The 21,576-nt window shown below is 61.2% G+C and carries 19 protein-coding genes and 9 pseudogenes; 16 read left to right on the top strand and 12 right to left on the bottom strand.

Translation table 11 applies throughout. From position 1 onward, the window contains the following. Window positions 1-22: 22 nt before the first annotated feature. The 8 genes and pseudogenes from GKE73_RS25550 (at window position 23) to GKE73_RS08470 (ending at window position 5,907) form a co-directional block, all read left to right on the top strand. Window positions 23-556, top strand: a complete 534-nt coding sequence (locus tag GKE73_RS25550; protein ID WP_376767306.1) for a DUF4166 domain-containing protein — start codon at window positions 23-25, stop codon at window positions 554-556. Then, window positions 540-1,916 carry a bifunctional diguanylate cyclase/phosphodiesterase gene (locus GKE73_RS25545; protein ID WP_376767305.1) on the top strand — a complete coding sequence of 459 codons (1,377 nt, stop codon included), beginning with the start codon at window positions 540-542 and terminating at the stop codon, window positions 1,914-1,916. The genes GKE73_RS25550 and GKE73_RS25545 overlap by 17 nt, the downstream gene beginning before the upstream one ends. Then, window positions 1,883-2,287, top strand: coding sequence for an EAL domain-containing protein (locus GKE73_RS08495; protein WP_230369730.1), 405 nt, complete (start codon window positions 1,883-1,885; stop codon window positions 2,285-2,287). The genes GKE73_RS25545 and GKE73_RS08495 overlap by 34 nt, the downstream gene beginning before the upstream one ends. Before the next feature lie 100 nt (window positions 2,288-2,387). Continuing rightward, window positions 2,388-2,915: an alpha/beta fold hydrolase gene (locus GKE73_RS08490; protein ID WP_230369729.1), complete on the top strand. Its 528-nt coding sequence runs from the start codon at window positions 2,388-2,390 to the stop codon at window positions 2,913-2,915. 2 nt (window positions 2,916-2,917) lie between these two features. After that, complete coding sequence (locus tag GKE73_RS08485; protein WP_230369728.1) at window positions 2,918-3,142, top strand: alpha/beta fold hydrolase; 225 nt, start codon at window positions 2,918-2,920, stop codon at window positions 3,140-3,142. Window positions 3,143-3,296: 154 nt separating this feature from the next. Beyond that, a pseudogene (gene bioC, locus GKE73_RS08480) lies at window positions 3,297-4,133 on the top strand (malonyl-ACP O-methyltransferase BioC); the annotation flags it as partial. Window positions 4,134-4,275: 142 nt separating this feature from the next. Next, window positions 4,276-5,152 (top strand): annotated as a pseudogene (locus tag GKE73_RS08475) (patatin-like phospholipase family protein). A gap of 101 nt (window positions 5,153-5,253) precedes the next feature. Beyond that, window positions 5,254-5,907: a glutathione S-transferase family protein gene (locus GKE73_RS08470; RefSeq protein ID WP_230369726.1), complete on the top strand. Its 654-nt coding sequence runs from the start codon at window positions 5,254-5,256 to the stop codon at window positions 5,905-5,907. A 10-nt stretch (window positions 5,908-5,917) separates the two neighbouring features. Here GKE73_RS08470 and dinB read toward each other — a convergent pair whose 3' ends face one another. The 12 genes and pseudogenes from dinB to GKE73_RS08420 form a co-directional block, all read right to left on the bottom strand. Further along, window positions 5,918-6,991, bottom strand: coding sequence for a DNA polymerase IV (gene dinB / locus GKE73_RS08465; protein WP_230369725.1), 1,074 nt, complete (start codon window positions 6,989-6,991; stop codon window positions 5,918-5,920). Window positions 6,992-7,015: 24 nt separating this feature from the next. Further along, window positions 7,016-7,315: an Rdx family protein gene (locus GKE73_RS08460; protein ID WP_230369724.1), complete on the bottom strand. Its 300-nt coding sequence runs from the start codon at window positions 7,313-7,315 to the stop codon at window positions 7,016-7,018. Between the two features lie 491 nt (window positions 7,316-7,806). Continuing rightward, window positions 7,807-7,920 carry a copper chaperone PCu(A)C domain-containing protein gene (locus GKE73_RS23030; RefSeq protein WP_280954841.1) on the bottom strand — a complete coding sequence of 38 codons (114 nt, stop codon included), beginning with the start codon at window positions 7,918-7,920 and terminating at the stop codon, window positions 7,807-7,809. After that, window positions 7,889-8,146 (bottom strand): copper chaperone PCu(A)C, encoded by a 258-nt coding sequence (locus GKE73_RS23025; protein ID WP_280954840.1) that lies wholly within the window; start codon window positions 8,144-8,146, stop codon window positions 7,889-7,891. Before GKE73_RS23025 ends, GKE73_RS23030 begins: the two co-directional genes overlap by 32 nt. Continuing rightward, entirely contained in the window at window positions 8,110-8,253 is a 144-nt protein-coding gene (locus GKE73_RS08450) for a hypothetical protein (RefSeq protein WP_230369723.1), read from the bottom strand. The genes GKE73_RS23025 and GKE73_RS08450 overlap by 37 nt, the downstream gene beginning before the upstream one ends. A gap of 152 nt (window positions 8,254-8,405) precedes the next feature. Continuing rightward, window positions 8,406-9,506, bottom strand: a pseudogene (rodA, locus tag GKE73_RS08445) (rod shape-determining protein RodA). Continuing rightward, on the bottom strand, window positions 9,481-9,990 hold the full coding sequence (locus GKE73_RS23020) for a penicillin-binding transpeptidase domain-containing protein (protein WP_280954839.1): 510 nt from the start codon (window positions 9,988-9,990) through the stop codon (window positions 9,481-9,483). Before GKE73_RS23020 ends, rodA begins: the two are co-directional and overlap by 26 nt. Then, window positions 9,942-10,472: a penicillin-binding transpeptidase domain-containing protein gene (locus GKE73_RS23015; protein WP_280954838.1), complete on the bottom strand. Its 531-nt coding sequence runs from the start codon at window positions 10,470-10,472 to the stop codon at window positions 9,942-9,944. Before GKE73_RS23015 ends, GKE73_RS23020 begins: the two co-directional genes overlap by 49 nt. Further along, a complete protein-coding gene (locus GKE73_RS08435) occupies window positions 10,469-11,419 on the bottom strand; it encodes a penicillin-binding protein 2 (protein ID WP_230369722.1) in 951 nt (316 codons plus the stop codon). The genes GKE73_RS23015 and GKE73_RS08435 overlap by 4 nt, the downstream gene beginning before the upstream one ends. Before the next feature lie 3 nt (window positions 11,420-11,422). Beyond that, the gene (mreD, locus tag GKE73_RS08430) at window positions 11,423-12,283 is read right to left on the bottom strand and encodes a rod shape-determining protein MreD (protein WP_230371442.1); all 861 of its coding nucleotides are present in this window, start codon (window positions 12,281-12,283) and stop codon (window positions 11,423-11,425) included. Continuing rightward, window positions 12,174-12,851 carry a rod shape-determining protein MreC gene (gene mreC / locus GKE73_RS08425; protein ID WP_230369721.1) on the bottom strand — a complete coding sequence of 226 codons (678 nt, stop codon included), beginning with the start codon at window positions 12,849-12,851 and terminating at the stop codon, window positions 12,174-12,176. The genes mreD and mreC overlap by 110 nt, the downstream gene beginning before the upstream one ends. A gap of 162 nt (window positions 12,852-13,013) precedes the next feature. After that, window positions 13,014-14,055: pseudogene (locus GKE73_RS08420) on the bottom strand (rod shape-determining protein). A gap of 351 nt (window positions 14,056-14,406) precedes the next feature. Here GKE73_RS08420 and gatC point away from each other — a divergent pair. The 8 genes and pseudogenes from gatC (at window position 14,407) to GKE73_RS23005 (ending at window position 21,566) form a co-directional block, all read left to right on the top strand. After that, window positions 14,407-14,692, top strand: a pseudogene (gene gatC / locus GKE73_RS08415) (Asp-tRNA(Asn)/Glu-tRNA(Gln) amidotransferase subunit GatC). 143 nt (window positions 14,693-14,835) lie between these two features. Then, window positions 14,836-16,229 (top strand): annotated as a pseudogene (gene gatA, locus GKE73_RS08410) (Asp-tRNA(Asn)/Glu-tRNA(Gln) amidotransferase subunit GatA). Between the two features lie 151 nt (window positions 16,230-16,380). Continuing rightward, window positions 16,381-17,804 (top strand): annotated as a pseudogene (gatB, locus tag GKE73_RS08405) (Asp-tRNA(Asn)/Glu-tRNA(Gln) amidotransferase subunit GatB). A gap of 351 nt (window positions 17,805-18,155) precedes the next feature. Continuing rightward, a pseudogene (mraZ, locus tag GKE73_RS08400) lies at window positions 18,156-18,603 on the top strand (division/cell wall cluster transcriptional repressor MraZ). Continuing rightward, window positions 18,600-19,554, top strand: a pseudogene (rsmH, locus tag GKE73_RS08395) (16S rRNA (cytosine(1402)-N(4))-methyltransferase RsmH). Before mraZ ends, rsmH begins: the two co-directional pseudogenes overlap by 4 nt. Then, the gene (gene ftsL, locus GKE73_RS08390; RefSeq protein WP_230369720.1) at window positions 19,551-19,778 is read left to right on the top strand and encodes a cell division protein FtsL; all 228 of its coding nucleotides are present in this window, start codon (window positions 19,551-19,553) and stop codon (window positions 19,776-19,778) included. The pseudogene rsmH and the gene ftsL overlap by 4 nt, the downstream one beginning before the upstream one ends. 113 nt (window positions 19,779-19,891) lie before the next feature. After that, a complete protein-coding gene (locus tag GKE73_RS23010) occupies window positions 19,892-20,893 on the top strand; it encodes a peptidoglycan D,D-transpeptidase FtsI family protein (RefSeq protein WP_312854408.1) in 1,002 nt (333 codons plus the stop codon). Window position 20,894: 1 nt separating this feature from the next. Next, window positions 20,895-21,566, top strand: a complete 672-nt coding sequence (locus GKE73_RS23005) for a penicillin-binding transpeptidase domain-containing protein (protein ID WP_312854407.1) — start codon at window positions 20,895-20,897, stop codon at window positions 21,564-21,566. Window positions 21,567-21,576 lie beyond the last annotated feature (10 nt).

The raw sequence follows: 21,576 nt of genomic DNA, 5'->3' as shown, positions 1-21,576 counted from the left end.
ATCCTGCGCCGCGCCCCGATGAGTGTTTTGCGCTGGCCAGCCAACCGGTATCACTGCTGGCCCGGCTGTTGCGCCATGGCCAGCCGGTGCTGCTGACGCAGGCCGAACTGCAACAACTGGGCCATGCGCCCTCGCTGCACCAGCCGGACAATCTGCCGCGGCTCTGGCTGGGCGTGCCGCTGTACGACGCCACCGGTGGCATCATCGGCGCCATGGTGCTGCTGCGCTATGCCGACCAGCCGGTGTGCACGCCGAAGCGCAACAGGCGATGTTTGTGTTTGCCGCCCGGCAGGTGGGGCATGTCATGGAGCGTGTGGCCTACCGCCAGCGGCTGGAGCGCGAGGTGTGGAGCCGGACCTGCGAGCTGGAAGGCAGCAACGCCCGCCTGCAGGCGGAAATGGCCGAGCGCCAGCGCGTGGAGCGTCTGCAAAATGCGCTGTTCCGCATTGCCGAACTGGCCAATACCAGCCTGTCGCTGGAGGCGTTTCTCGGTGGTTTGCATCGCGTGTTGGCCGAAATGTTGTCGAGCACGCAACTGCATGGTGGCGCTCTATGATCGCGAGCACGACCTGATCCGCTTTCCCTATTGCGCCGATGAGCAGCTGGCGCAACTGACGCCGCGTCGCCCCGGTCAGGGGTATATCGAACAGGTGTTGCACAGTGGTAAGCCGTTGCTGCTGACGCCGCGTGGTGCCGAACCGATGGGCTGGGATGCCACGCAAGGTCCGGCGCAGAGCTGGCTGGGCGTGCCGCTGTATTGCGACCAGCAACTGTGTGGCGTGTTGGCGGTGAAGAGCTATCTGCCGGATCAGCTCTACCGTTACCGCGATCAGGAGCTGCTGGAATGCGTGGCCAACAGCATTGGCACCACCTTGGCGCGCATCCAGACCACGGAAGCCTTGCAAAGCGCCTATGCCGAACTGGAACAGCGGGTGCGCCAGCGTACCAGCGAACTGGATGCCGTAAATGCCCAACTGGCCTTTGACAGCCTGCACGACTCGCTCACCAAGCTGCCCAACCGTGCCTATTTTGCCAAGACCCTGCGCCATAGCTGGGAGGCTTATCGGCAAGGGCAGGGTAGTTGCTTTGCCGTGCTGTTTATTGACCTCGACCGTTTCAAGCTGGTGAACGATACCCTCGGCCATCTGGTGGGCGACCAGCTGCTGTTTGAAGCCGGGGCGCGCATCCGCGCTTGCCCGGGGCCGGACGATTTTCTGGCGCGGCTCGGCGGCGACGAATTTGCCGTGTTGCACCAGCAGACCAACAGCCTGGACGCGTGTGAGGCGCTGGCGCGTGACATCGTGGCCACGTTTGACCGGCCGGTGATTCTGGCCGGGCGCGAAGTGTTTTCCACCGCCAGTGTCGGCGTGGTACTGGCCGATCGCACGCATTACCACAAGGCCGATGATCTGCTGCGCGATGCCGACCACGCCATGTATTGCACCAAACAGCAAGGGCATGGCTACACCCTGTTCAATCACCAGTTGCGCATCAATCAGGCTGACCAGCTGGCGCTGGAGAGCGAGCTGCGCCGGGCACTGGAACATACCGACCAGCTGTTGCCGTATTACCAGCCGTTTATCGACGCCAAGACCGGCGCACTGGTCGGGTTCGAAACACTGGTACGCTGGCAGCACCCCACGCGCGGCCTGATCGCGCCCAGCCTGTTCCTGCCGATGGCGGAAGAAAGCGGCCTGATCACGCGGCTGGACCGTTACATGATCACGGCTGCCTGCCACCAGCTGAAAGCCTGGCTGGATGCCGGGCGGGTGCGGCCGGACTGTACCCTGCACGTCAACCTGTCTTCGGCCAACTTCCATCAGCCGGAGCTGGTTGACTGGATGGCGGGCGTGCTGGCCGCCAGCCAGCTGCCGCCTAAGCCATGCTGCATCTGGAAATCACCGAAAGTGCGCTGATCGACGTGCCGGACGCCGCCGCCACGGTGATGCAGCGCCTGCACGAGCTGGGCATCAAGCTGGCGCTGGATGACTTTGGCACCGGTTACTCCGCGCTGTCCTATCTGCACCGTTACCACTTTGACGTGCTCAAGATCGACCAGTCGTTTGTGTTTGACCTGGATCGCACGGCCGAATCCGGCGCCATCGTGCGGGCCATTCTGGCGCTCGCTGCCGCCCTCGGGCTGGAAGTGGTGGCCGAAGGCGTGGAAACCGCCTCGCAGCTCCGGTTGCTGCGCGACATGGGCTGCGACAAGCTGCAAGGCTATTACTTTGCCAAGTTAGCGGCGGCCGGGGAGGTGGACTGGCCGCATCTGGCCGCGTTTGCTTAAACCACGTGTCGCACGCCGCCTGAAACCCTTGTGAAACCAGCGCCGTCGCCCCATCTGCTAAATAACGGGCGCACGCCTACCAAGACTTAACTGGCTTTAGATGAACTTATTTGTTGAAACCCGCGGCCGTGGGCCGGACGTGGTCATGTTGCATGGCTGGGGCCTGCACGGCGGGGTGTTTTCCCATGTGGCCGACAGGTTGGCCGAACACTATTGTGTGCATCTGGTCGATTTGCCCGGCCATGGCGCCAGTGCGCCGCTGCCGCAGTTTGATGCCGATCTGGTGGCCGATCTGCTCGACCGCCAGTTTCCGCTGCCGGTGCATGTGGTCGGCTGGTCGCTGGGCGGGCTGATCGGCCAGCACTGGGCGGCCCGTCACCCGGACAAGGTGCTCAGCCTGGCGCTGATCTCCACCAGTCCGCGCTTCGTGCGTGATGAAGACTGGGCGTATGCCCAGCCGCGTGCCGCGATCGAAGCGGTGGGCGCCAGTCTGGATACTGATTTTGAGGCCACGCTGGAACGCTTTCTCGCGCTGCAAATGCTGGGCGCGCTGCGCGCGAAACCCTCAAGGCCGTGCGGGGCGAGCTGTTTGCCCATGGTCGTCCGCAAGGATTGCTTTAGCCGCTGAACTTGCTGCTGGAGGCCGATGCCCGCCAGCTGGCCGGATGCATCCGCTGCCCGGTGGGCCTGTTTTTTGGCGCGCGTGACGCCATTACGCCGATCGGTGCTGGCCGCTGGTTGGCCGAAAACCTGGACGATGCCCGTCTGTATGAATTTCCGCATGCTTCGCATGCCCCCTTTCTGTCGCACGAAGACGACTTCGTGGCGCGGCTGACCACGCATCTGGACGGCTGATTTCACCGATAACCCGGGCGTTGTCCGTCCCCGCCCTCTGGCCGGGACGGCCGCGCTCCACCGCAGGTCTGATTTCATGAGTGAAGCGTTTTACACCGACAAATCCCGCATCCGTGCCTCGTTTGAAAAGGCCGCTTAAGCGTACGACTCGGCCGCCGTGTTGCAGCGGGAAGTGTCCGACCGCATGGCCGAACGGCTGGAGTACATCAAGTTTCAGCCGCAGCTGATTCTGGATGCCGGTTCCGGCACTGGTTATGGCGCGGCCCATTTGCGCCGCCAGTATCCGGACGCACGCGTGCTGGAGCTGGATCTGGCTCAGGCCATGCTGCAGGCTTCACGCGCCAAACAGCAACAGCAGGACGGCCTGCTGAAAAAATGGTTTGGCCGTCGCCAGCCGTGGCAGGTGTGTGCCGATATCGAACGCTTGCCGTTGGCCGATAACAGCGTCGACATGATCTGGTCCAATCTGGCCATTCAGTGGGTCAACGTGCCGGATGGCGTGTTTGCCGAATTCTTCCGCGTACTCAAACCCGATGGCATGTTGATGTTCTCCACGCTCGGCCCGGATACGCTGATGGAACTGCGCCGTGCGTTTGCTTTAGCCGTGGATGGTGCCACTCATGTCAACCAGTTCATCGACATGCACGATCTTGGCGACGCGCTGTTGCACAGCCAGTTTGCCGAGCCGGTGATGGACATGGACAAGATCGTGATGACCTACTCCAGCGTGCGCGACGTGATGCACGACCTGAAAGCCATCGGCGCCCACAACGCCACCAGCGGGCGTGGGCGCGGGCTGATGGGCAAGCACGCCTGGCGGCAGGTGGAAACCGCCTATGAAGTGTTGCGCCGCGACGGCAAGCTGCCTGCCACCTATGAAGTGGTCTACGGCCACGCTTGGAAGAGTGCCACGCGCAAGAAAACCAACACTTTGCCGGACGGAAGGCAGGTGATCGAATTCGTCAAACCGGGTCAGGCGCCCACGCGCTGACCGCTGTCTTGCTTAAGCGCGGGAACGTCTCGCGCCGGTGCCTGTCTGTTTAGTCGTTGCGGGAAACCGACCCGGCCGCGCGCATGGTGCCACGGTGGGTTCTGCCGGTTCCCTTTGCCAAGTGAAGTTATTGTTGCGGATCATGAATCTCTTACGTCGAATGATGCCGGTTACCGTTGCACTGGTGCTGGCCGCCTGTACCACCCCTTCCAAACCGGTTGCTTACCATCACAAACCTAAAGTCGCCATCGCCCTCGGCGGCGGCGCGGCCAAGGGTTTTGCCCATATCGGCGTGATCAAAGTACTGGAAGCCAATGGCATCGTGCCGGAAATCGTTACCGGCACCAGCGCTCGGCAGCGTGGTGGGTAGCCTGTATGCGGCGGGCTATAACGGCATGCAGTTGCAAGCCAAGGCCATTCAGCTGGACGAAGCCAATCTGGCCGACTGGACGCTGTCCAGCAAGGGTTTTATCAAGGGCGAAAAGCTGGCGGCATTTATCAATGGTCAGGTTGGCCAGCGGCCGATCGAAAAACTCTCCAAGCGCTTTGGCGCCGTGGCGACCGAGCTGGATAGCGGGCAAAAAGTGGTCTTCCGCTTGGGCAACACCGGTCAGGCAGTGCGTGCCTCGGCCAGTATTCCCAATGTGTTTACCCCGGTGGTGATCGGCAAGAAACGTTATGTCGATGGCGGTCTGGTCAGCCCGGTGCCGGTGAGTGCGGCGCGTGAAATGGGCGCCGATTTTGTCATCGCCGTGGATATTACCGCCCGTCCCAAAGCTGGTGCGGCGACCGGTTTCCTGTCCATGTTTGACCAGAGCATCAACATCATGAACGTGGTGGCATTGCGTCAGGAACTGCAACAGGCCGATGTGGTGATCCGGCCGCAGGTGCAGTCGATCGGCACGGCGCAGTTCGATGCACGCCATCAGGCGATACTGGAAGGCGAAAAGGCCGCCACGCAGGCGCTGCCGCAAATTCGCCGCCTGCTGCAGCAAAAGACGGTGGCATTGAACAAGTAATGGCATAATGCGCGGCGAAAAGCACCACTTCGGTGTTTTTCGCCCTTTTTTATCGGGTCAGCCCTGATGCTGGCCTGCGACTGCCCCGCAAGGAGATCCGCATGATCAAGCTTTACGGCACCCCGATTTCGCCTTACTACAACAAGGTCAAACTGGCCCTGATGGAAAAAGGCGTCAATTTCGAGGAGGTGCTGACCGCGCCGTCGCAAGACGCCGCGCTGCTGGACATGAGCCCGATGGGCAAGATTCCCTTCGTCGACATTAACGGTTATGCGCTGGCCGAATCCACGGTGATTCTGGAGTGGCTGGAAGATGCCTATCCCACCGCCTCGCTGTTGCCGCCCGGCCCCAATGGCCGCGCGCGTGCGCGTGAGCTGATGACCATGCTGGAACTCTACGTGCTGGCTCCCTCCGCTCCGCTGCTGCGCCATGCGCTGTTTGGCCGACCGTTGGATGACAGCGCCAAGACCGAAGCGGCCACGGCGATTGAACGTGGTTTGCAGGCGGTGGCTCGACGGCTGGATTACGCGCCGTGGCTGGCGGGGCAGGATTTCAGCTTTGCCGATCTGGCAGCGGCCAGCGTGTTGCCGGTGGTATCCGACATGACCACGGCGGTGTTGGGCCGCGACCTGACGCAACAACTGCCGGGGCGCGATGGCTATTGGCAGCAGCTGGCGGCGCGGCCGAGCGTGGCGCGGATGTGGGCTGACCGCGAAGTGGCGTTGCAGGCTCTGGCCGCGCGCCGGGCGGGCTAGGCCGCTGTAGTCAGTCGTCGGGTGTGAACAGCGGCAGCTGCCATGGTTCACGCCCGTTTTCGGCCAACCTTACCCCCACGCCCAGCAGCCGTACCGGTTTGTTGCCCCGCGCATGAGCAATGCGTAGCAAGGCGGCCAGTCTCTCGGCCGACAAGTTGGGTGCCGCCTGTTCCACGGTGGTTTGCTGGAAATCGGCAAACTTCAGTTTGACCGTCAGCCCGCGTAGCGCCGGATGCTGGTGACGCGCCAGCCGTTGTTGCAGGCGCTGCAGCAACGCTGGCAGTTGTGCCAGACAACTGTTGAGGTCGGGTAGATCCTGCACATAGGTTTCTTCCACACTGATCGAATGACGCTGGCGCTCGTTGCTTACCGGGCGCGTATCAATACCGAGAGCCAGCTCATACAATCGTTCGCCAAAGCGGCCAAAATGTTGCCGCAGCGTGGCCAGCGGCCACTGTTGCAGTTCCCCGCAGCAGTTCACGCCCAGCTGGTGTAACCGCTGGGCGGTGACCTTGCCCACACCCCACAATTTTTCCACCGGCAGGGCGGCGACAAAGTCGTCGACGTCCGCCGGGCGGATCACCAGCTGGCCATCCGGCTTGTTCCAGTCGCTGGCCACTTTGGCTAGAAACTTGTTGGGCGCGACGAGCATGGAGGCCGTGATGCCGACTTCTTCACGAATCTGCTGGCGTATCGCCTCGGCCATGCGCGTGGCGCTGCCCTGACAATGCGGCTGGCCGGTGACATCCAGATAGGCTTCATCCAGCGACAGCGGCTCAATCAGCGCGGTATAGCGCTGATAAATGTGCAGAATTGCCTGGCTGGCCTCGCGGTAACGGCGCATGTCCGGCGGCAGGATGGTCAGGCTTGGGCACAGACGCAGGGCGCGTGCTGACGACATGGCCGAATGCACGCCGTAGCGGCGCGCCAGATAGTTGCAGGTGGCAATCACCCCACGCTTGTCCGGCTGCCCGCCCACGGCCAGCGGCACCGTGCGCAGGGCCGGGGTGTCGCGCATTTCGATGGACGCGTAGAAGCAGTCGCAATCGACATGAATGATCTTGCGTTGTGGCGTGGGATCCATGACGGCAGGGCGGTACGGCCGGGCTCAGGAGGCGGGTTTGTCGCTGTGACCCGGGCTCTGTTCCGGGGCGATGCGGTCACGCACGCGCTGTTTCAGTTCCTTGATGTCGGGGAAACCGTCCATCTGTTTGCGGTCCCAAATCAGCTCGTCGTTGACCCAGATGCGGAACACGCCGCCGGAACCGGGAATCAGCGCCACTTCGCCGATGTGTTTTTCAAAGGTTGTCAGCAGTTCTTGTGCCATCCAGGCGGCACGCAGCATCCAGCGACAGCCGGTGCAGTAATGAATGGCAATGCGGGGAGTGGTAATACTGGAAGAAGACATGAGCGTCGGCCATCAATATAACAGCCGCTAGCATAGCGTAGATTGGGAACAAGCCGCCGACCGTGCGTCGTTGTGTTATTTGACGGGTTTGAACAACCCGCTCCTCCATCGTGTTGACTCTTTAGGTGCAGACTTGGCGTGTGAACCCCGGTGTGTCGGTGCGTGCCTGATCTTGCGCCAAACACCGGCTTGTTCCCGATGACGAGTGTGCCCAATGTGGGTACCACGGTAAAGCTAATACTCTATTTACTGATGATTGCTGCACTGCACGATGTCAGATTCTTGCAACGCCATGTTTTCGTGAAATTTTTCTTGCACTGGGTGGAGGGCGCCGGGCCGATCATGCGGCGGTTACCGGTTGGCTTACCTAGTGTTCGCTTTGCTGGTCAAACGGCCAACTGGTGGTGAGCTGACGTTACCACGCTGATGTGGTCGGCAGCTACTGGCGGTGACGCCAGTAGCCAGAGGGTTGGCCGAACCGGCAAGGCGGATCAGTGCGGTGCCGAGTTTTCTACCTGTACATCCACGGTAACGCTCCCGGCTTTTTCAAATTTCAGTGTCAGCGGGAAATGATCACCAGCCTTGAGCGGCTGTTTCAGGCCCATCAGCATGATGTGCAGGCCACCCGGAGCCAGTTTGACCTGTTGCCCGGCTTAGCAGGGCGATGCCGTCGGCGACCGGGCGCATGCGCATCACGCCATGATCGTTGAGATGGGTATGCAGCTCGGCACTCTGGGCTCGCGGGCTGCTGGCGGCGAGCAGACGGTCGTCGCTTTTGCCCTGATTGGTGAGTGTCATGTAAGCCGCGCCGGTGGGGCTGGCTTCCGGCATGGCGCGGCTCCACGGATGGTGAATATCCAGCTGACCCGGGTATAGCCATGTGCCAGTACGCTGGTGGAGAGGGCAAGACCAAGGAGTGCGGCGGCGAGACGTTTCATGGTGGCGTCCTAGAGTAAAAAGTTGGCCATTACCCTAACACAGCCACCTGAGGCGGGGGTGCGACAAAATGTCGCAGCAGAGGGCGGATCACCCGCGCAGGCCATGCTTCGGCCAACCCTTGTCGGGCGGCAAGGTTGGCCGAAAGCGGTACTTAACGGCGCAGGTTGCCGATGCCCATCAGCATGCCCATGCCGATGAACAGCGTCACGGTGGCGGTGCCGCCGTAGGAGACAAACGGCAGTGGCACGCCCACCACCGGCAGGATGCCGGATACCATGCCCATGTTGACGAAGGCGTAGACAAAGAACGACAGCGTGATGGCGCCAGCCATCAGCCTAAGCCGTACAGCGTCTGGGCGCGGGCGGTGATCATCATGCCGCGGCTGATCACCAGCAGGTACAGCACCACCAGCAGCAGGTTGCCGATCAGGCCGAATTCTTCCGAATACACGGCAAAGATGAAGTCGGTGGTGCGTTCCGGGATGTAGTCGAGGTGGGTTTGCGTGCCGTTGAGCCAGCCTTTGCCCCACGGCCCGCCGGAGCCGATGGCAATCATCGACTGGATGATGTGGTAAGCCGCCCAGCGGATCGGTGGTCGGGTCAATCAGCGTCAGCACCCGTTTGCGCTGGTAATCGTGCATGAAGTTCCACAGCACCGGCAGGCTGGCACCAAAGGCAATGGCACCGCCAATGATGACTTTCCACGATAGCCCGGCGAAGAACAATACGAAGAAACCGGCGGTCATGATCAGCGCGGCCGTACCCAGATCGGGCTGCTTGAGCACCAGCGCACCCGGCACCACGATCATCAGCCCGGCAATCAGGTAGTGCCACCAGCGCAGGCTCAGTTCGTACTTCTGGAAGAACCACGCCAGCATCATCGGCAGCGCGATTTTCATGATTTCCGACGGCTGGATGCGGGTAATGCCCAGCTCCAGCCAGCGGGTGGAACCGTTGACCGTGACGCCTTTGAACTTGACCGCCAGCAACAGCAGCAGGCCCAGCGCGTAGATCGGCGGGGCAAAATTCATCACGCTTTGCGGGCGCATGCGCGCAATCAGCCACATGATGGTGAGCGACAGCAGCGTGTAGACCAGCTTGTTGTCGATCTTGTCAAAGCTCTGGTTGGACGCGGAGTACAGCACAAACAGGCTGACGACGAAGATCAGCCCCAGAAACAGCATCATCCAGCCGTCCAGCGGCTCCTTGATCTGTTGCCAGAGACGGTTAATCAGGTGTGGCTGGATTGTCATTGGCCGTATCCATGGGCACGGTTTTCAGGTCGCCGCCAATTGCTTGCGGCACCTTGCCGGTCATGTAGAAGTCAAAAAGCTGGCGCGCAATCGGCGCTGCTGCCGCTGCCCCGAAACCGGCGTTTTCCACGATGACCGCCACGGCGATGCGCGGTTTGTCCACCGGGGCAAAGGCGATGAACCACGAGTGATCGCGGTACTGTTCGGCCAACGCGGCGGCGTTGTACTTGGCACCCTGCTTGATCTGCACCACCTGCGCCGTACCTGTCTTGCCCGCCATGCTGTACTGCAAGCCTTGTCCCAGCCGCCGGGCGGTACCGCCCGGTTGCAGCACCATCTGCATGCCGTGCTTGATGTAGTCGAAGTGCGCTGGAACGGCAACTTGCGCGCTAAGCTGGTTGCCGATCAGGCGGGCCTTGCCGGTTTTGGCGTCGATCACCTGCTGCACCAGATGCGGTTTGAACGCCGTGCCACTGTTGGCCATGATGGCGGTGGCGTTGGCCATTTGCAGCGGGGTGTAGGCATTGAAGCCCGGCCGATGCCGATGCTTACCACGTCGGCCGGATACCAGCGCCGCACCTCGGGCTTGTACTTGGCAAAGCGTTTGGCTTTCCATTCCTTGGTTGGCAAGACACCGTTGGCTTCGCCATCCAGATCAATGCCGGTCTTGCTGCCCAGATTGAACTGGCTGACCGTCGGGGCGATCTTGTCGATGCCCATGTCCCGGGCCAGTTTGTAGAAGAAGGTATCGCTCGACACCTGAATCGCGCGCGCCAGATTGACCGCGCCGTTACCGCGCGGGTTGGAGTCGCGGAACTGGTGGCTGCTGCCCGGCAGTACAAAATAGCCCGGCGCCGGGCGCACATCGTTGGGGCCGATCGAATGGGTTTCCAGCGCCGCCATCGAGATGAATGGCTTGAAGGTGGACCCCGGCGGATAAGTGCCGCGCAGCGCCCGGTTGATCATCGGCTTTTGCCAGTCGGAGTTGAGAGCGCTCCGGTCTGGCTGTCGATGCCATCAATGAACAGGTTGGGGTCGAAGCCCGGTTTGGAGAGGAAGGCCAGTACGCCGCCGGTGCTGGGGTCGATGGCCACCAGCGCGCCGCGCCGGTTGCCAAACAGCTTGTCCGCCACTTCCTGCAGGCGGATATCCAGCGCCAGTTTCAGGTTGTTGCCGTTGACCGGCGGGGTGCGGCGCAGGCTGCGGATGGCGCGGCCACCGGAGTCGGTTTCCAGTTCTTCAAAGCCGACCGTACCGTGCAATTCATCCTCGTATACTGCTTCCAGCCCGGTCTTGCCGATATAGGTGGTGCCCTTGTAGTTGGTGCTCTTGTCTTCTTCTTCCAGCCGATCCTGATCCTTCTGGTTGATGCGGCCGATGTAGCCGAGCACGTGGCTGGTGAGTTCCTTGTACGGGTAGTCGCGGAACAGCCGGGCTTTGACCTCGACGCCGGGAAAGCGCCAGCTGTTGGCGGCGACGCGTGCCGCTTCCTGTTCGGTCAGCTTGACCTTGAGCGGGATGGATTCGAAATCCTTGGATTCTTCGAGAAATTTCTTGAAGCGCTTTTCGTCACGCGGGGTGATGTCGACCAGTTGTTTCAAGGCCGCCACCGTGGCCTTGAGGTCGGGCACCTTGTTGGGCGTTAGCTCCAGCGTATAGGCGGAATAGTTTTGCGCCAGCACCACGCCATTGCGGTCCAGAATCAGCCCGCGGTTGGGGAGGATGGGCAGCAGCGAAATGCGGTTGTTGTCGGCCAGCGTGGAGAAATGTTCGTGCTGCAGCACTTGCAGCCAGACAAAACGGCCAACCAGCACGATAAACATTAGCACCATGAAGCCGTAGGCCACCACCAGCCGAAGCTGGAACTGGCTTTCTTCCGCCTGCTTGTTCTTGAAACGGGTGGGTTGCGGCATGGTTTATACGGAATGGTTCTGGTAAGGCACCAGCAGCAGTTTGGTCAGCAGCGGCCACAGCAGGGCGCCGATCAGCGGCGGCAGGAAGTAGCCCCAGCCGACAAAGGCCGAACCGGTCAGCATGCGCACCACCACCATGATGGCCTGGTTGGTGAGCATCAGCCCCAGCACCGCTAGCGCCTGTTGTCCCGGGTTGAACATCACCAGCTGGCTCTGACGCATCAGTGCCAGATAGCCGGTGATGGAATAGGCCAGCGCATGTTGGCCGAACAGCCCGGCGGTGGAGACATCCGCCACCAGCCCCAGAATGAAGGCGGTGCCGACATTCACCCGGCGCGGCTGGTTGATGATCCAGTACAACAGCAACAGGCTGATGAAATCCGGCAGCCAGCGGGTGGAACCCACCGGCAGCGGGATCAGCTCCACCAGCACGGCCAGCATGAAGGTAAGCAGGATAAAGCGGCGCTTTACCGGCTTGAGTAGTTCTTTGGGTCGATCAAACGACATGCTCACTCCGAGGCGGCGCGTTTGCCGCCCTTGGTTTTCTTGGTCACCGGCTTGGCGGCTTCCGCCGGGCGTGCTGGTCGTCTGGCCTTTTTGCTTGAGTACCAGCACGAAGCGCGCCTGTTGCACGGCCTGCGGCAAGCTGGAAACGCGGGCAAATGCCGCCCCGGCATTGCGTTCAACCTTGCTGATGGTGGCCACCGGAATGCCTTCCGGATACAGCCCGTCGATGCCGGAGGTGACGATCACGTCATGCTCCTTGATGTCGGCATGCAGCGGCAAATAACGGATCTCCACGCCGCCGCCGTAGCCGTACAGAATGGCCCGCGCGCCGGTGCGCTGAATCATCACCGGCACCATCTGGTTCTTGTCGATGATCAGCGTCACTTCGGCGGTCAGCGGTTGCACCCGGGTCACCTCGGCCGATCAGCCCCTTGCTGTCCACCACCGGCTGGCCGGGCGTCAGCGCCGCATCAGCGCCTTTATCGATAATGATCTTGTAGGAGAACGGGTCACGGCCGGTATAGAGGGTTTCGGCCAACTGCGCGGTATCGTCACGGCTGGCCTTGATGTTATTGAGCGCGCGCAGCTCGTTCAGTTCACGCTCCACCGTTTCCAGCCGTGCCTGACGCGCGGCCATTTGCAGTTGGCGCGTGCGCAGGGTGTCGTTTTCGGCTTTCAGTTCTGCTTGCGAGGTGAAGAAGTCGCTGACATGGCGGGCGGCGCTGACCGGCATGTTCACGGCCCGTTGCACCGGATAGAGCGCCAGCGACAAGCCTTCACGCGCATGCTCCATCAGGTTGTAACGGCTGTCGCCAATCAGGAGGGCCACCGACGCCAGCACGCACAGCGCCAGACGTGTGGCCGGGCGCGGGCCGGAGCGGAAAAAGCTGGGTGTGTTGGCAAAGTCCATCAGCAGACACGCCACCCCTTGTCGGCATGGCGTAAGAGTACAGAGTTACGGGGTCGGTCGTGGTGCAACGCCCCTGACCACGGATGGCGTTTCCCGGCCAAGACACCAACAGGTGCCGAGCGGGTTACGCCATACCAGGCCAGCGCGGGGCGATGCGCCATAAAGCCGACTCGTCGGTCAGGGCACGTTGGTGAAAATGGTGCCGAGCTTGTCCATTTTTTCCAGCGCCTTGCCCGAGCCGCGTACCACGCAGGTCAGCGGTTCGTCGGCCACGAACACAGGCAGGCCGGTTTCTTCGGCCAACAGGCGGTCGATATCTTTCAGCAGCGCGCCACCACCGGTCAGTACCATGCCTTTTTCGGCAATATCGGCACCCAGTTCCGGCGGAGTTTGTTCCAGCGCAATCTTCACCGCCGACACGATCTGGTTCAGCGGCTCGGTCAGCGCTTCCAGAATTTCGTTGGAAGAAACGGTAAAGGCGCGCGGGATGCCTTCGGCCAGATTGCGGCCCTTGACTTCCATTTCGCGCACTTCGGCGCCCGGGAAGGCGGAGCCGATGTTTTTCTTGATGTCTTCGGCGGTGGTTTCGCCAATCAACATGCCGTAGTTGCGGCGGATGTAGTTGATGATGGCTTCGTCAAACTTGTCGCCACCTACGCGTACCGAGTTGGAGTACACCACGCCACCCAGCGAGATCACGCCCACTTCGGTGGTGCCGCCACCGATGTCCACCACCATCGAACCGGTCGGTTCTTCCACCGGCAGGCTTAACCGATGGCGGCTGCCATCGGCTCTTCGATCAGTTCCACGCGGCGTGCGCCCGCGGCAAGCGCGGAGTCACGGATGGCCTTGCGTTCCACTCGGGTGGAGCCGCACGGTACGCAGATCACGATACGCGGGCTGGCAGAGAAGAAGCGGCTGGGGGTGACCTTCTTGATGAACTGCTTGAGCATCTGTTCGGTCACGGTGAAATCGGCGATCACGCCGTCTTTCATCGGGCGAATGGCCTGAATGCTGCCCGGCGTGCGGCCCAGCATTTTCTTGGCTTCCGGGCCCACGGCCGGATGGATTTCTTGTTGGTCGGAGCATCGTTGTGGATGGCCACAACGGACGGTTCATCAAGCACAATGCCCTTGCCGCGCATGTAGATCAAAGTGTTGGCGGTGCCAAGGTCAATGGCGATATCGTTGGAGAAGTATCCGGTCAGCGAACGAAACATGGGGGGCGGTCCTGGTAGTTTCCGTCGGTTCGGGCGCTGGGCGCGCCTGTCAAATCCTGTCAGTGTTGGGCTAAAGTCCACCTTGCCGCTGCATGAGCCAAAGACGGTGGCGTGGTAGAGGACCCGGGCGTGTGCCCGCCGTGATATACCGGCCCGGCCGCCATCTGGCCGTTGGTAACGGCGTCGGAAGGCTTCCTTTTTATCACCGCGACATGGCGTGGATGTAGCGGGCCGTGACAGCAAAAAATCACCGCGGGCAACGCCTGTCGTTGTGATGTCATTCTTGGGAGAATCAAACTTGCTATGATACCCTATAAAGCTTGAAATATTAAAGGTTTTAACGAGGACACCATGTCGCTGTCACATCAGGATGTCGCGCGCATTGCCAAGCTGGCCCGCATCAGCGTCACCGACGAAGAAATCGAGGCGGTAGGCAGCCAGCTCAACAACATTTTTGGCCTGATCGAGAAGATGCAGGCCGTCAACACCGACGGAATCGAACCCATGGCGCACCCGCAGGATGTTGGCCTGCGCCTGCGTGACGACGTCGTGACCGAAACCGATCGCCGCGCCGCATTCCGGGCGGTGGCGCCCCGTGGAAAAAGGCTTGTTCCTTGTTCCCAAAGTGATCGAATAAACCATCGCGGCCGTGCGCCGCATGGCATTACCCAGATAGCCTGAAGCCGGACAAGTTCCCCGCCCTGCCGGGGCAGTTCGGCCAACCTTGCGCCCACGGTGCCTCGTATCGTGGAGCCAAGCATAACCGGATACCAAGACGAAATGATTAACGCCACCCTCAAGGAATTGTCGCAGCAACTCGCGGCTGGCGAGGCGTCCAGCGTCGAACTGGCCACGCAGTACCTCGACCGCATCGAGGCGCTCAACCCCGTGCTCAATGCCTTCATCACGGTTGACCGTACCAAAACCCTGGACGAAGCGGCTGCCGCCGATGCGCGCCGTGCCGCCGGTCAGGCCGGGCCGCTCACCGGCGTGCCGATGGCTTACAAGGACATCTTCTGTCAGCAAGGCTGGAAAACCAGCTGTGGCTCGCGCATGCTGGACAACTTCATCTCGCCCTATGACGCGCATGTGGTCGAGCAGTGCCGCGCGGCCGGGCTGGTGACGCTGGGTCGCACCAACATGGACGAATTCGCCATGGGCTCGTCCAACGAAAACTCGTACTACGGTGTAGTGAAAAACCCGTGGGATATCAAGGCCATTCCCGGTGGCTCCTCCGGTGGTTCCGCTGCGGCGGTGGCCGCGCGCCTGACGCCGGTGGCTACCGCCACCGATACCGGTGGTTCGATTCGCCAGTAAGCCTCGCACTGTGGCGTAACCGGTCTGAAGCCGACCTATGGCGTGGTATCGCGCTATGGCATGGTGGCCTATGCCTCGTCGCTGGATCAGGGTGGCCCGATCGCCCAGACCGCTGAAGACTGCGCCTTGATGCTCAATGTCATGGTAGCTTCGATGCGCGCGATTCCACTAGTCTGGAGCGCAGCAAGGAAGACTACACCCGTGACCTCAACCAGCCGCTGGCCGGTCTGAGAATCGGCCTGCCGCGCGAGTACTTCGCCGCAGGTTTGTCGGCCGATGTCGCCAAGGTGATCGAAGACGCCATTGCCGAGTTGAAAAAACAGGGTGCGCAGGTGGTGGACATCAGTCTGCCCAATACCGAACTGTCCATCCCGGCCTACTACGTGATTGCCCCGGCTGAAGCTTCCACCAACCTGTCGCGCTACGACGGCGTGCGCTATGGTCACCGCGCAGCCGAGTACAAAGATCTGGTCGACATGTACGAGAAGACCCGTGCCGAAGGCTTTGGCGCCGAGGTCAAGCGCCGTATTCTGGTGGGCAGCTACGTGCTCAGCCATGGCTACTACGATGCCTACTACCTCAAGGCGCAGAAGATTCGCCGCCTGATCGCCAACGACTTCAAGGCCGCTTTCGAACAGTGTGACGTGATCCTCGGGCCGGTGGCGCCGACTGCCGCGTTTGATATCGGTGAAAAATCCGGCGACCCGGTGCAGATGTATCTGTCTGATATCTACACGCTGTCGGTCAATCTGGCCGGTTTGCCCGGCATGAGCGTGCTAAAGCCGGGTTTGCCGCCAATGGCCGCCCGATCGGTTTGCAGATCATCGGCAATTACTTTGGCGAAGCCAAGATGCTGAACGTGGCGCACCAGTTCCAGTTGGCGACCGACTGGCACCGCCGCGCTCCTGCGCTGTAATCCACCCTTATCGGATCTTCGTGGCCAATGTGGTGCGTGGCGCTGCATTGACACGGTGATCGACACGAATTGCTAAGAAGGATTTTCCAATCATGAAATGGGAAGTCGTCATCGGTCTTGAGGTGCATGTGCAACTCAACACCGTTTCCAAGATTTTCTCCGGCGCCAGCACGGCGTTTGGTGCCGAGCCCAACACGCAGGCGTCTGCTGTGGAACTGGCATTCCCCGGTGTGCTGCCGGTATTGAACAAGGCCGTGGTGGAAAAAGCCATCCGCCCGGGGCTGGCGCTGGGTTCCAAGATCAACCAGACCAACGTTTTTGCCCGCAAAAACTACTTCTACCCCGATTTGCCCAAGGGCTACCAGATCAGCCAGATGGAGCTGCCGATTGTTGAAGGCGGCGTGCTGCCGATTCTGGTGGGCGAAGAAGAAAAACTGGTGCGCCTGACGCGCGCGCACATGGAAGAAGATGCTTAGGCAAATCGCTGCACGAAGACTTCCGTGGCATGACCGGTATCGACCTTAACCGCGGCACTCCGTTGCTGGAAGTGGTGTCCGAGCCGGACATGCGCTCGCCGGAAGAAGCCGTGGCCTACGCCCGCGCGCTGCACAGTCTGGTGATGTGGCTGGGCATCTGCGACGGCAACATGCAGGAAGGCAGCTTCCGCGTGGATGCCAACGTCTCCGTGCGTCCGTTCGGCCAACAGGAGTTTGGCACCCGGCGCGAAATCAAGAACCTCAACTCGTTCCGTTTCCTCGAGCAGGCCATCAAGTACGAAATCCAGTGGCAGATCGACACGCTGGAAGACGGCTGCCGCGTTGAGCAGGCCACCGTGCTGTTCGACCCGGATAGCGGCGAAACCCGCATGATGCGCAGCAAGGAAGACGCGCACGATTACCGCTACTTCCCCGATCCGGACTTGCTGCCGGTGCGCATTGCCGACGAACAGATCGAACGCATCCGTCGCGAAATGCCGGAACTGCCGACGGCGATGAAGGCGCGTTTTGTCGAAACCTTCGGTGTGTCGGCCTACGATGCCGCGCTGCTGACCGGCAGCCGTGCCACGGCGGAATACTTCGAAGCCGTCGCCGAGGCATCCGGCCGGGCAAGCTGGCCGCCAACTGGGTCAACGGTGAAATCGCCGCGCGCCTCAATCGTGATGGCAAGGAAATCGGCGAGTGCCCGATTACCGCCGAACGCCTCACCGGCCTGCTTCTGCGCATTGCCGACAATACCTTGTCCAACAAGCTGGCCAAGCAGGTGTTTGATGCCATGTGGGACAGCGACTTGTCGGCCGATGCCATCATCGAACGCGATGGTCTGAAGCAGGTGTCGGATGTGGGCGCCATCGAAAAGATGGTGGAAGACGCCATTGCCGCCAATCCCAAGGCGGTGGAAGAATTCCGCGCCTAAGGAAAAGGCGCTGAATGCCTTGGCCGGGCAGGTGATGAAGGCCTCCAAGGGCAAGGCCAATCCGGCACAAGTACAGGATATTCTGCGCCAGAAACTGGCCTGAACCGGGGTGTGAAACCCGGTTTGCCACCCGATGACGCCGTTAGCGTGTCATCGGGCGGTGTTTGTTTGGTCGTTCGGCCAACCTTGGGTGGCGATAAAGTTATTTGTCATGGTTTTTGCCGGTGTTGTTTTCCTGCTTTTCACATCTCACTTTCACAGCGGTTTTTAACTCCCTGATTTGCTTAACATATCGGCCTGTTTTGCTCGGTCTAAGTCCTTGTCGCAAAAGACTAATTAGCTCCGCGCTGTGTTGACCTCGCTGCGCTTATTTCCTTATAGTGGCGGAAAGTGGGGAAAAGTGGGGAAAAGTGGGGCGGGAGCCCCTTAACTTTTAAGGCGGCGTGGCCAGATCATGATAGGTGGTGTCAGTACGGTGTCTCTTGATAGCAAGGGCCGCTTGGCTATTCCGGCCAAGCACCGTGAGACCCTGCTGTCCTCGTTCGGACACACGCTAGTGGTTACCCTCGAGTCCTCCGATCATCTGCTCATTTATCCCGAACCCAACTGGCGGCCAGTGGAAGCCCGTCTGTTGGCGCTGCCTACCGGTAATCCTTCCTTGAAACGCTATCAACGACTGATGCTTGGCCATGCGGAAACGCTGGAGATGGACAGCGCCGGTCGTATTTTGCTGCCTGCCCGCCTGCGCGAGCTGGTTGGCCTCGATAAAGACGTGGCGCTGGTCGGGATGGGCAACCGTTTCGAGCTGTGGAACGCCGAGGAATGGGACAGCCAGACCGCTGACGCGCTGGCCATCGATCCGGCCGACCTCGGCCCAACACCTTGGAGATTTCACGCTGTGACCGTTACCCCGTTTGTGCACCGCACGGTGCTGTTGACCGAAGCTGTTGCCGCACTCGCCCTCCGCCCGGATGGCGTGTACGTCGACTGCACCTTCGGCCGGGGCGGCCATAGCTTACCATCCTGTCGCAACTGGGGCCGCAGGGGTGCCTGATCGCCTTTGACAAAGATCCGGAAGCGATTGCCGTGGCGGAGCAACTGGCGCAACAGGACCCACGTTTTACCATTGTGCATAACGGTTTCGAGGCGTTTGCTGCCGAGCTCGATCGCCTCGGAGTGGCCGCCGTCGATGGCGTATTGATGGATTTGGGCGTGTCGTCGCCGCAGATTGACGACGGACGACGCGGTTTCAGTTTTCGCTTTGATGCGCCGTTGGACATGCGCATGGATACCAGCCGCGGCATGACTGCGGCGGAATGGCTGGCCACCGCTGACGAGGCCGATATCAGGGAGGTCATCAAGACTTATGGTGAAGAGCGGTTTGCTCGCAAGATCGCAGCAGCCATTGTTGCGCAACGCGACAGTGCCCCCATCCAGACCACGCGCGAGCTCGCCGTGCTCGTTGGGCAAAACGTCCATTCTCGCGAACCGGGTCAAGACCCCGCTACGCGCACTTTCCAGGCGATCCGGATCTTCGTGAACCGTGAACTGGAAGAGCTGAAGGCAGCCCTGCCGCAAGCGGCCAGAAGGTTGGCCGAAGGTGGCCGTCTGGCCATCATCAGCTTCCATTCGCTGGAAGACCGCATCGTCAAGAATTACCTGCGCGATGCCAGTTCCGAAGAAAAACCTGGGCCATGGTCCGGGTGCAGGACATGGCGCGCCCGCCACTGAAAACCGTCGGCAAGCCGGTGCGGGCCAGTGCAGAAGAGGTGCGCGAAAACGCCCGTTCGCGTAGCGCCATCATGCGCATTGCCGAGCGTACGGCGGCGCCGTGGCGGGAGATCGACGCATGAACCGCCTCAACGCCATCTTGCTCGCGCTGGTTGTGTTTTGCGCCTGGTCGGTGGTGACCTCGCAGTATGTTGCGCGCAAGTTATATGGCGATATGCAGAAAGAACAGAAAGCCGCCAAGCAGCTGGCGGTGGAGTATGGCCAGTTGCAACTGGAACAAAGTACCGGGGGCGCATGCGGTGATAGAAAAAGCCGCCTCCAGTCGCTTGGGCATGCATGTGCCTGACCCGCGCCAGATCCAGGTGATCTCGGCCAAAGGTGGTGCCTGATGCGTAATGTCTACTCGATGAATCAGCGTATTCCCGCTGCCAGCCCCGCCCTGCGCATGACGCCGGGCGTGTGCGTTTTGTTTTGCTGGCTTTGGGCGGCCTGTTTGCCGCGTTGATTCTGCGAGCCATGTATTTGCAGGTGGTGCAGCAGGATTTTCTGCAGAACCAGGGCGAGGCGCGTTTCCGCCGCGCCATGACGCTGGAAGCTAACCGCGGCGTGATTACCGACCGCAACGGTGAGCCGCTGGCGATCAGCAGCCCGGTGCAGACCATCTGGGCTAGTCCGGCGGACATGGAACCGGTTCCGCCAGCCAAACTGCGCGAACTGGCGCGCTTGCTGGACATGGCGCCGGAAGAGTTGGCCGCCAAGCTGTCGGACCGCAAGCGCGAGTTTGTTTACCTGAAACGGCAGATCAGCCCGGAGCTGGCCAACAAGGTGATGGCGCTGGCGATCCCCGGCATTGCCAAACAGCAGGAATTCCGCCGTTTTTATCCGGTAAGCGAGATTGTTTCGCACATCATCGGGTTCACCGGGGTGGACGGCAAAGGTCAGGAAGGGGTTGAGCTGGCGCGCGAAAAAATGCTCGCTGGCAAGGATGGCCGTCGTGTGGTGATCAAGGACCGGCGTGGCCACATCATCGAAGACGTGGCCGCGATCGAGCCGCCCAAGGACGGGCAGACGCTGGCACTGGCGGTGGACCATCGCATCCAGTATCTGGCCTACCGCGAGCTGAAAGCGGCAGTGGAAGAAAACCAGGCCAAGGCCGGGAGCGTGGTGGTGCTGGATGCCCACACCGGCGAGTTGCTGGCCTTGGCCAATTTCCCGTCATTCAACCCCAACAACCGGGTGGGCACCACGCCGGAAATGTTGCGTAACCGCGCGGTGATCGACCTGTTTGAACCGGGCTCCACCATGAAGCCGCTGTCGATTTCGCTGGCGCTGGAAAATGGCAAGGCCAATCTGAACACCGTGCTGGATACCCACAGCTACAACATCGGCCCGGCGGTGATCCGCGATGTGTCGCCGCAAGCCAGCCTCGGGCATTCTCGGCATCATTCAGAAGTCGAGTAACGTGGGCACCAGCAAACTGGCGCTGATGAATGCGCCGGAAGATTTCTGGAATTACTACGATTCGCTTGGCTTTGGCCGGGCGCCGAACACCGGGTTCCCGGGCGAGGCCAGCGGCCGCTTGCGCAACTGGAAATCGTGGCGGCCGATTGAACAGGCCACCATGTCTTTTGGTTACGGCGTGTCGGTCAGCCTGCTGCAAATGGCGCGGGCTTATACCATTTTTGTCAACGACGGCGTGTTGCTGCCGCTGTCGCTGTACCGCACCGCCAACCCGATGCCGGGTAAACGGGTGTTGAGCGCCAAAACCGCGCGTGAAATGCGCGATCTGCTGGTGGCCAACAGCCAGCCCGGCGGAGGCGCCGTGGGTGGCCGCATCATCGGTTACAGCATTGGCGGCAAGAGTGGGACGGCTCGTAAGCTGGAGGGCCGCAGTTATGTCGCCAACAAGCACCGGGCGTTGTTCATCGGTTTTGCGCCGGGCAAGGCCCCGCGTCTGATTGTGGCGGTGATGATTGATGAGCCGTCCGCTGGCAAATATTACGGTGGCGCCGTGGCGGCACCTGTGTTTTCGGCCGTGGCCGGTGGCGCGTTGCGTGTGCTGAACGTGCAGCCGGATGAGCCTTCCAACAACACGTTGTTACCGGAATCCACACCGGTACCTGTGGATTTTTGACGAACTGATA

Source organism: Paludibacterium denitrificans (genome assembly GCF_009707705.1).
Lineage (GTDB): Bacteria > Pseudomonadota > Gammaproteobacteria > Burkholderiales > Chromobacteriaceae > Paludibacterium_A > Paludibacterium_A denitrificans.
Note: the sequence above shows the minus strand (reverse complement) of the source record. Positions and strands in the feature narration are given on the sequence as shown.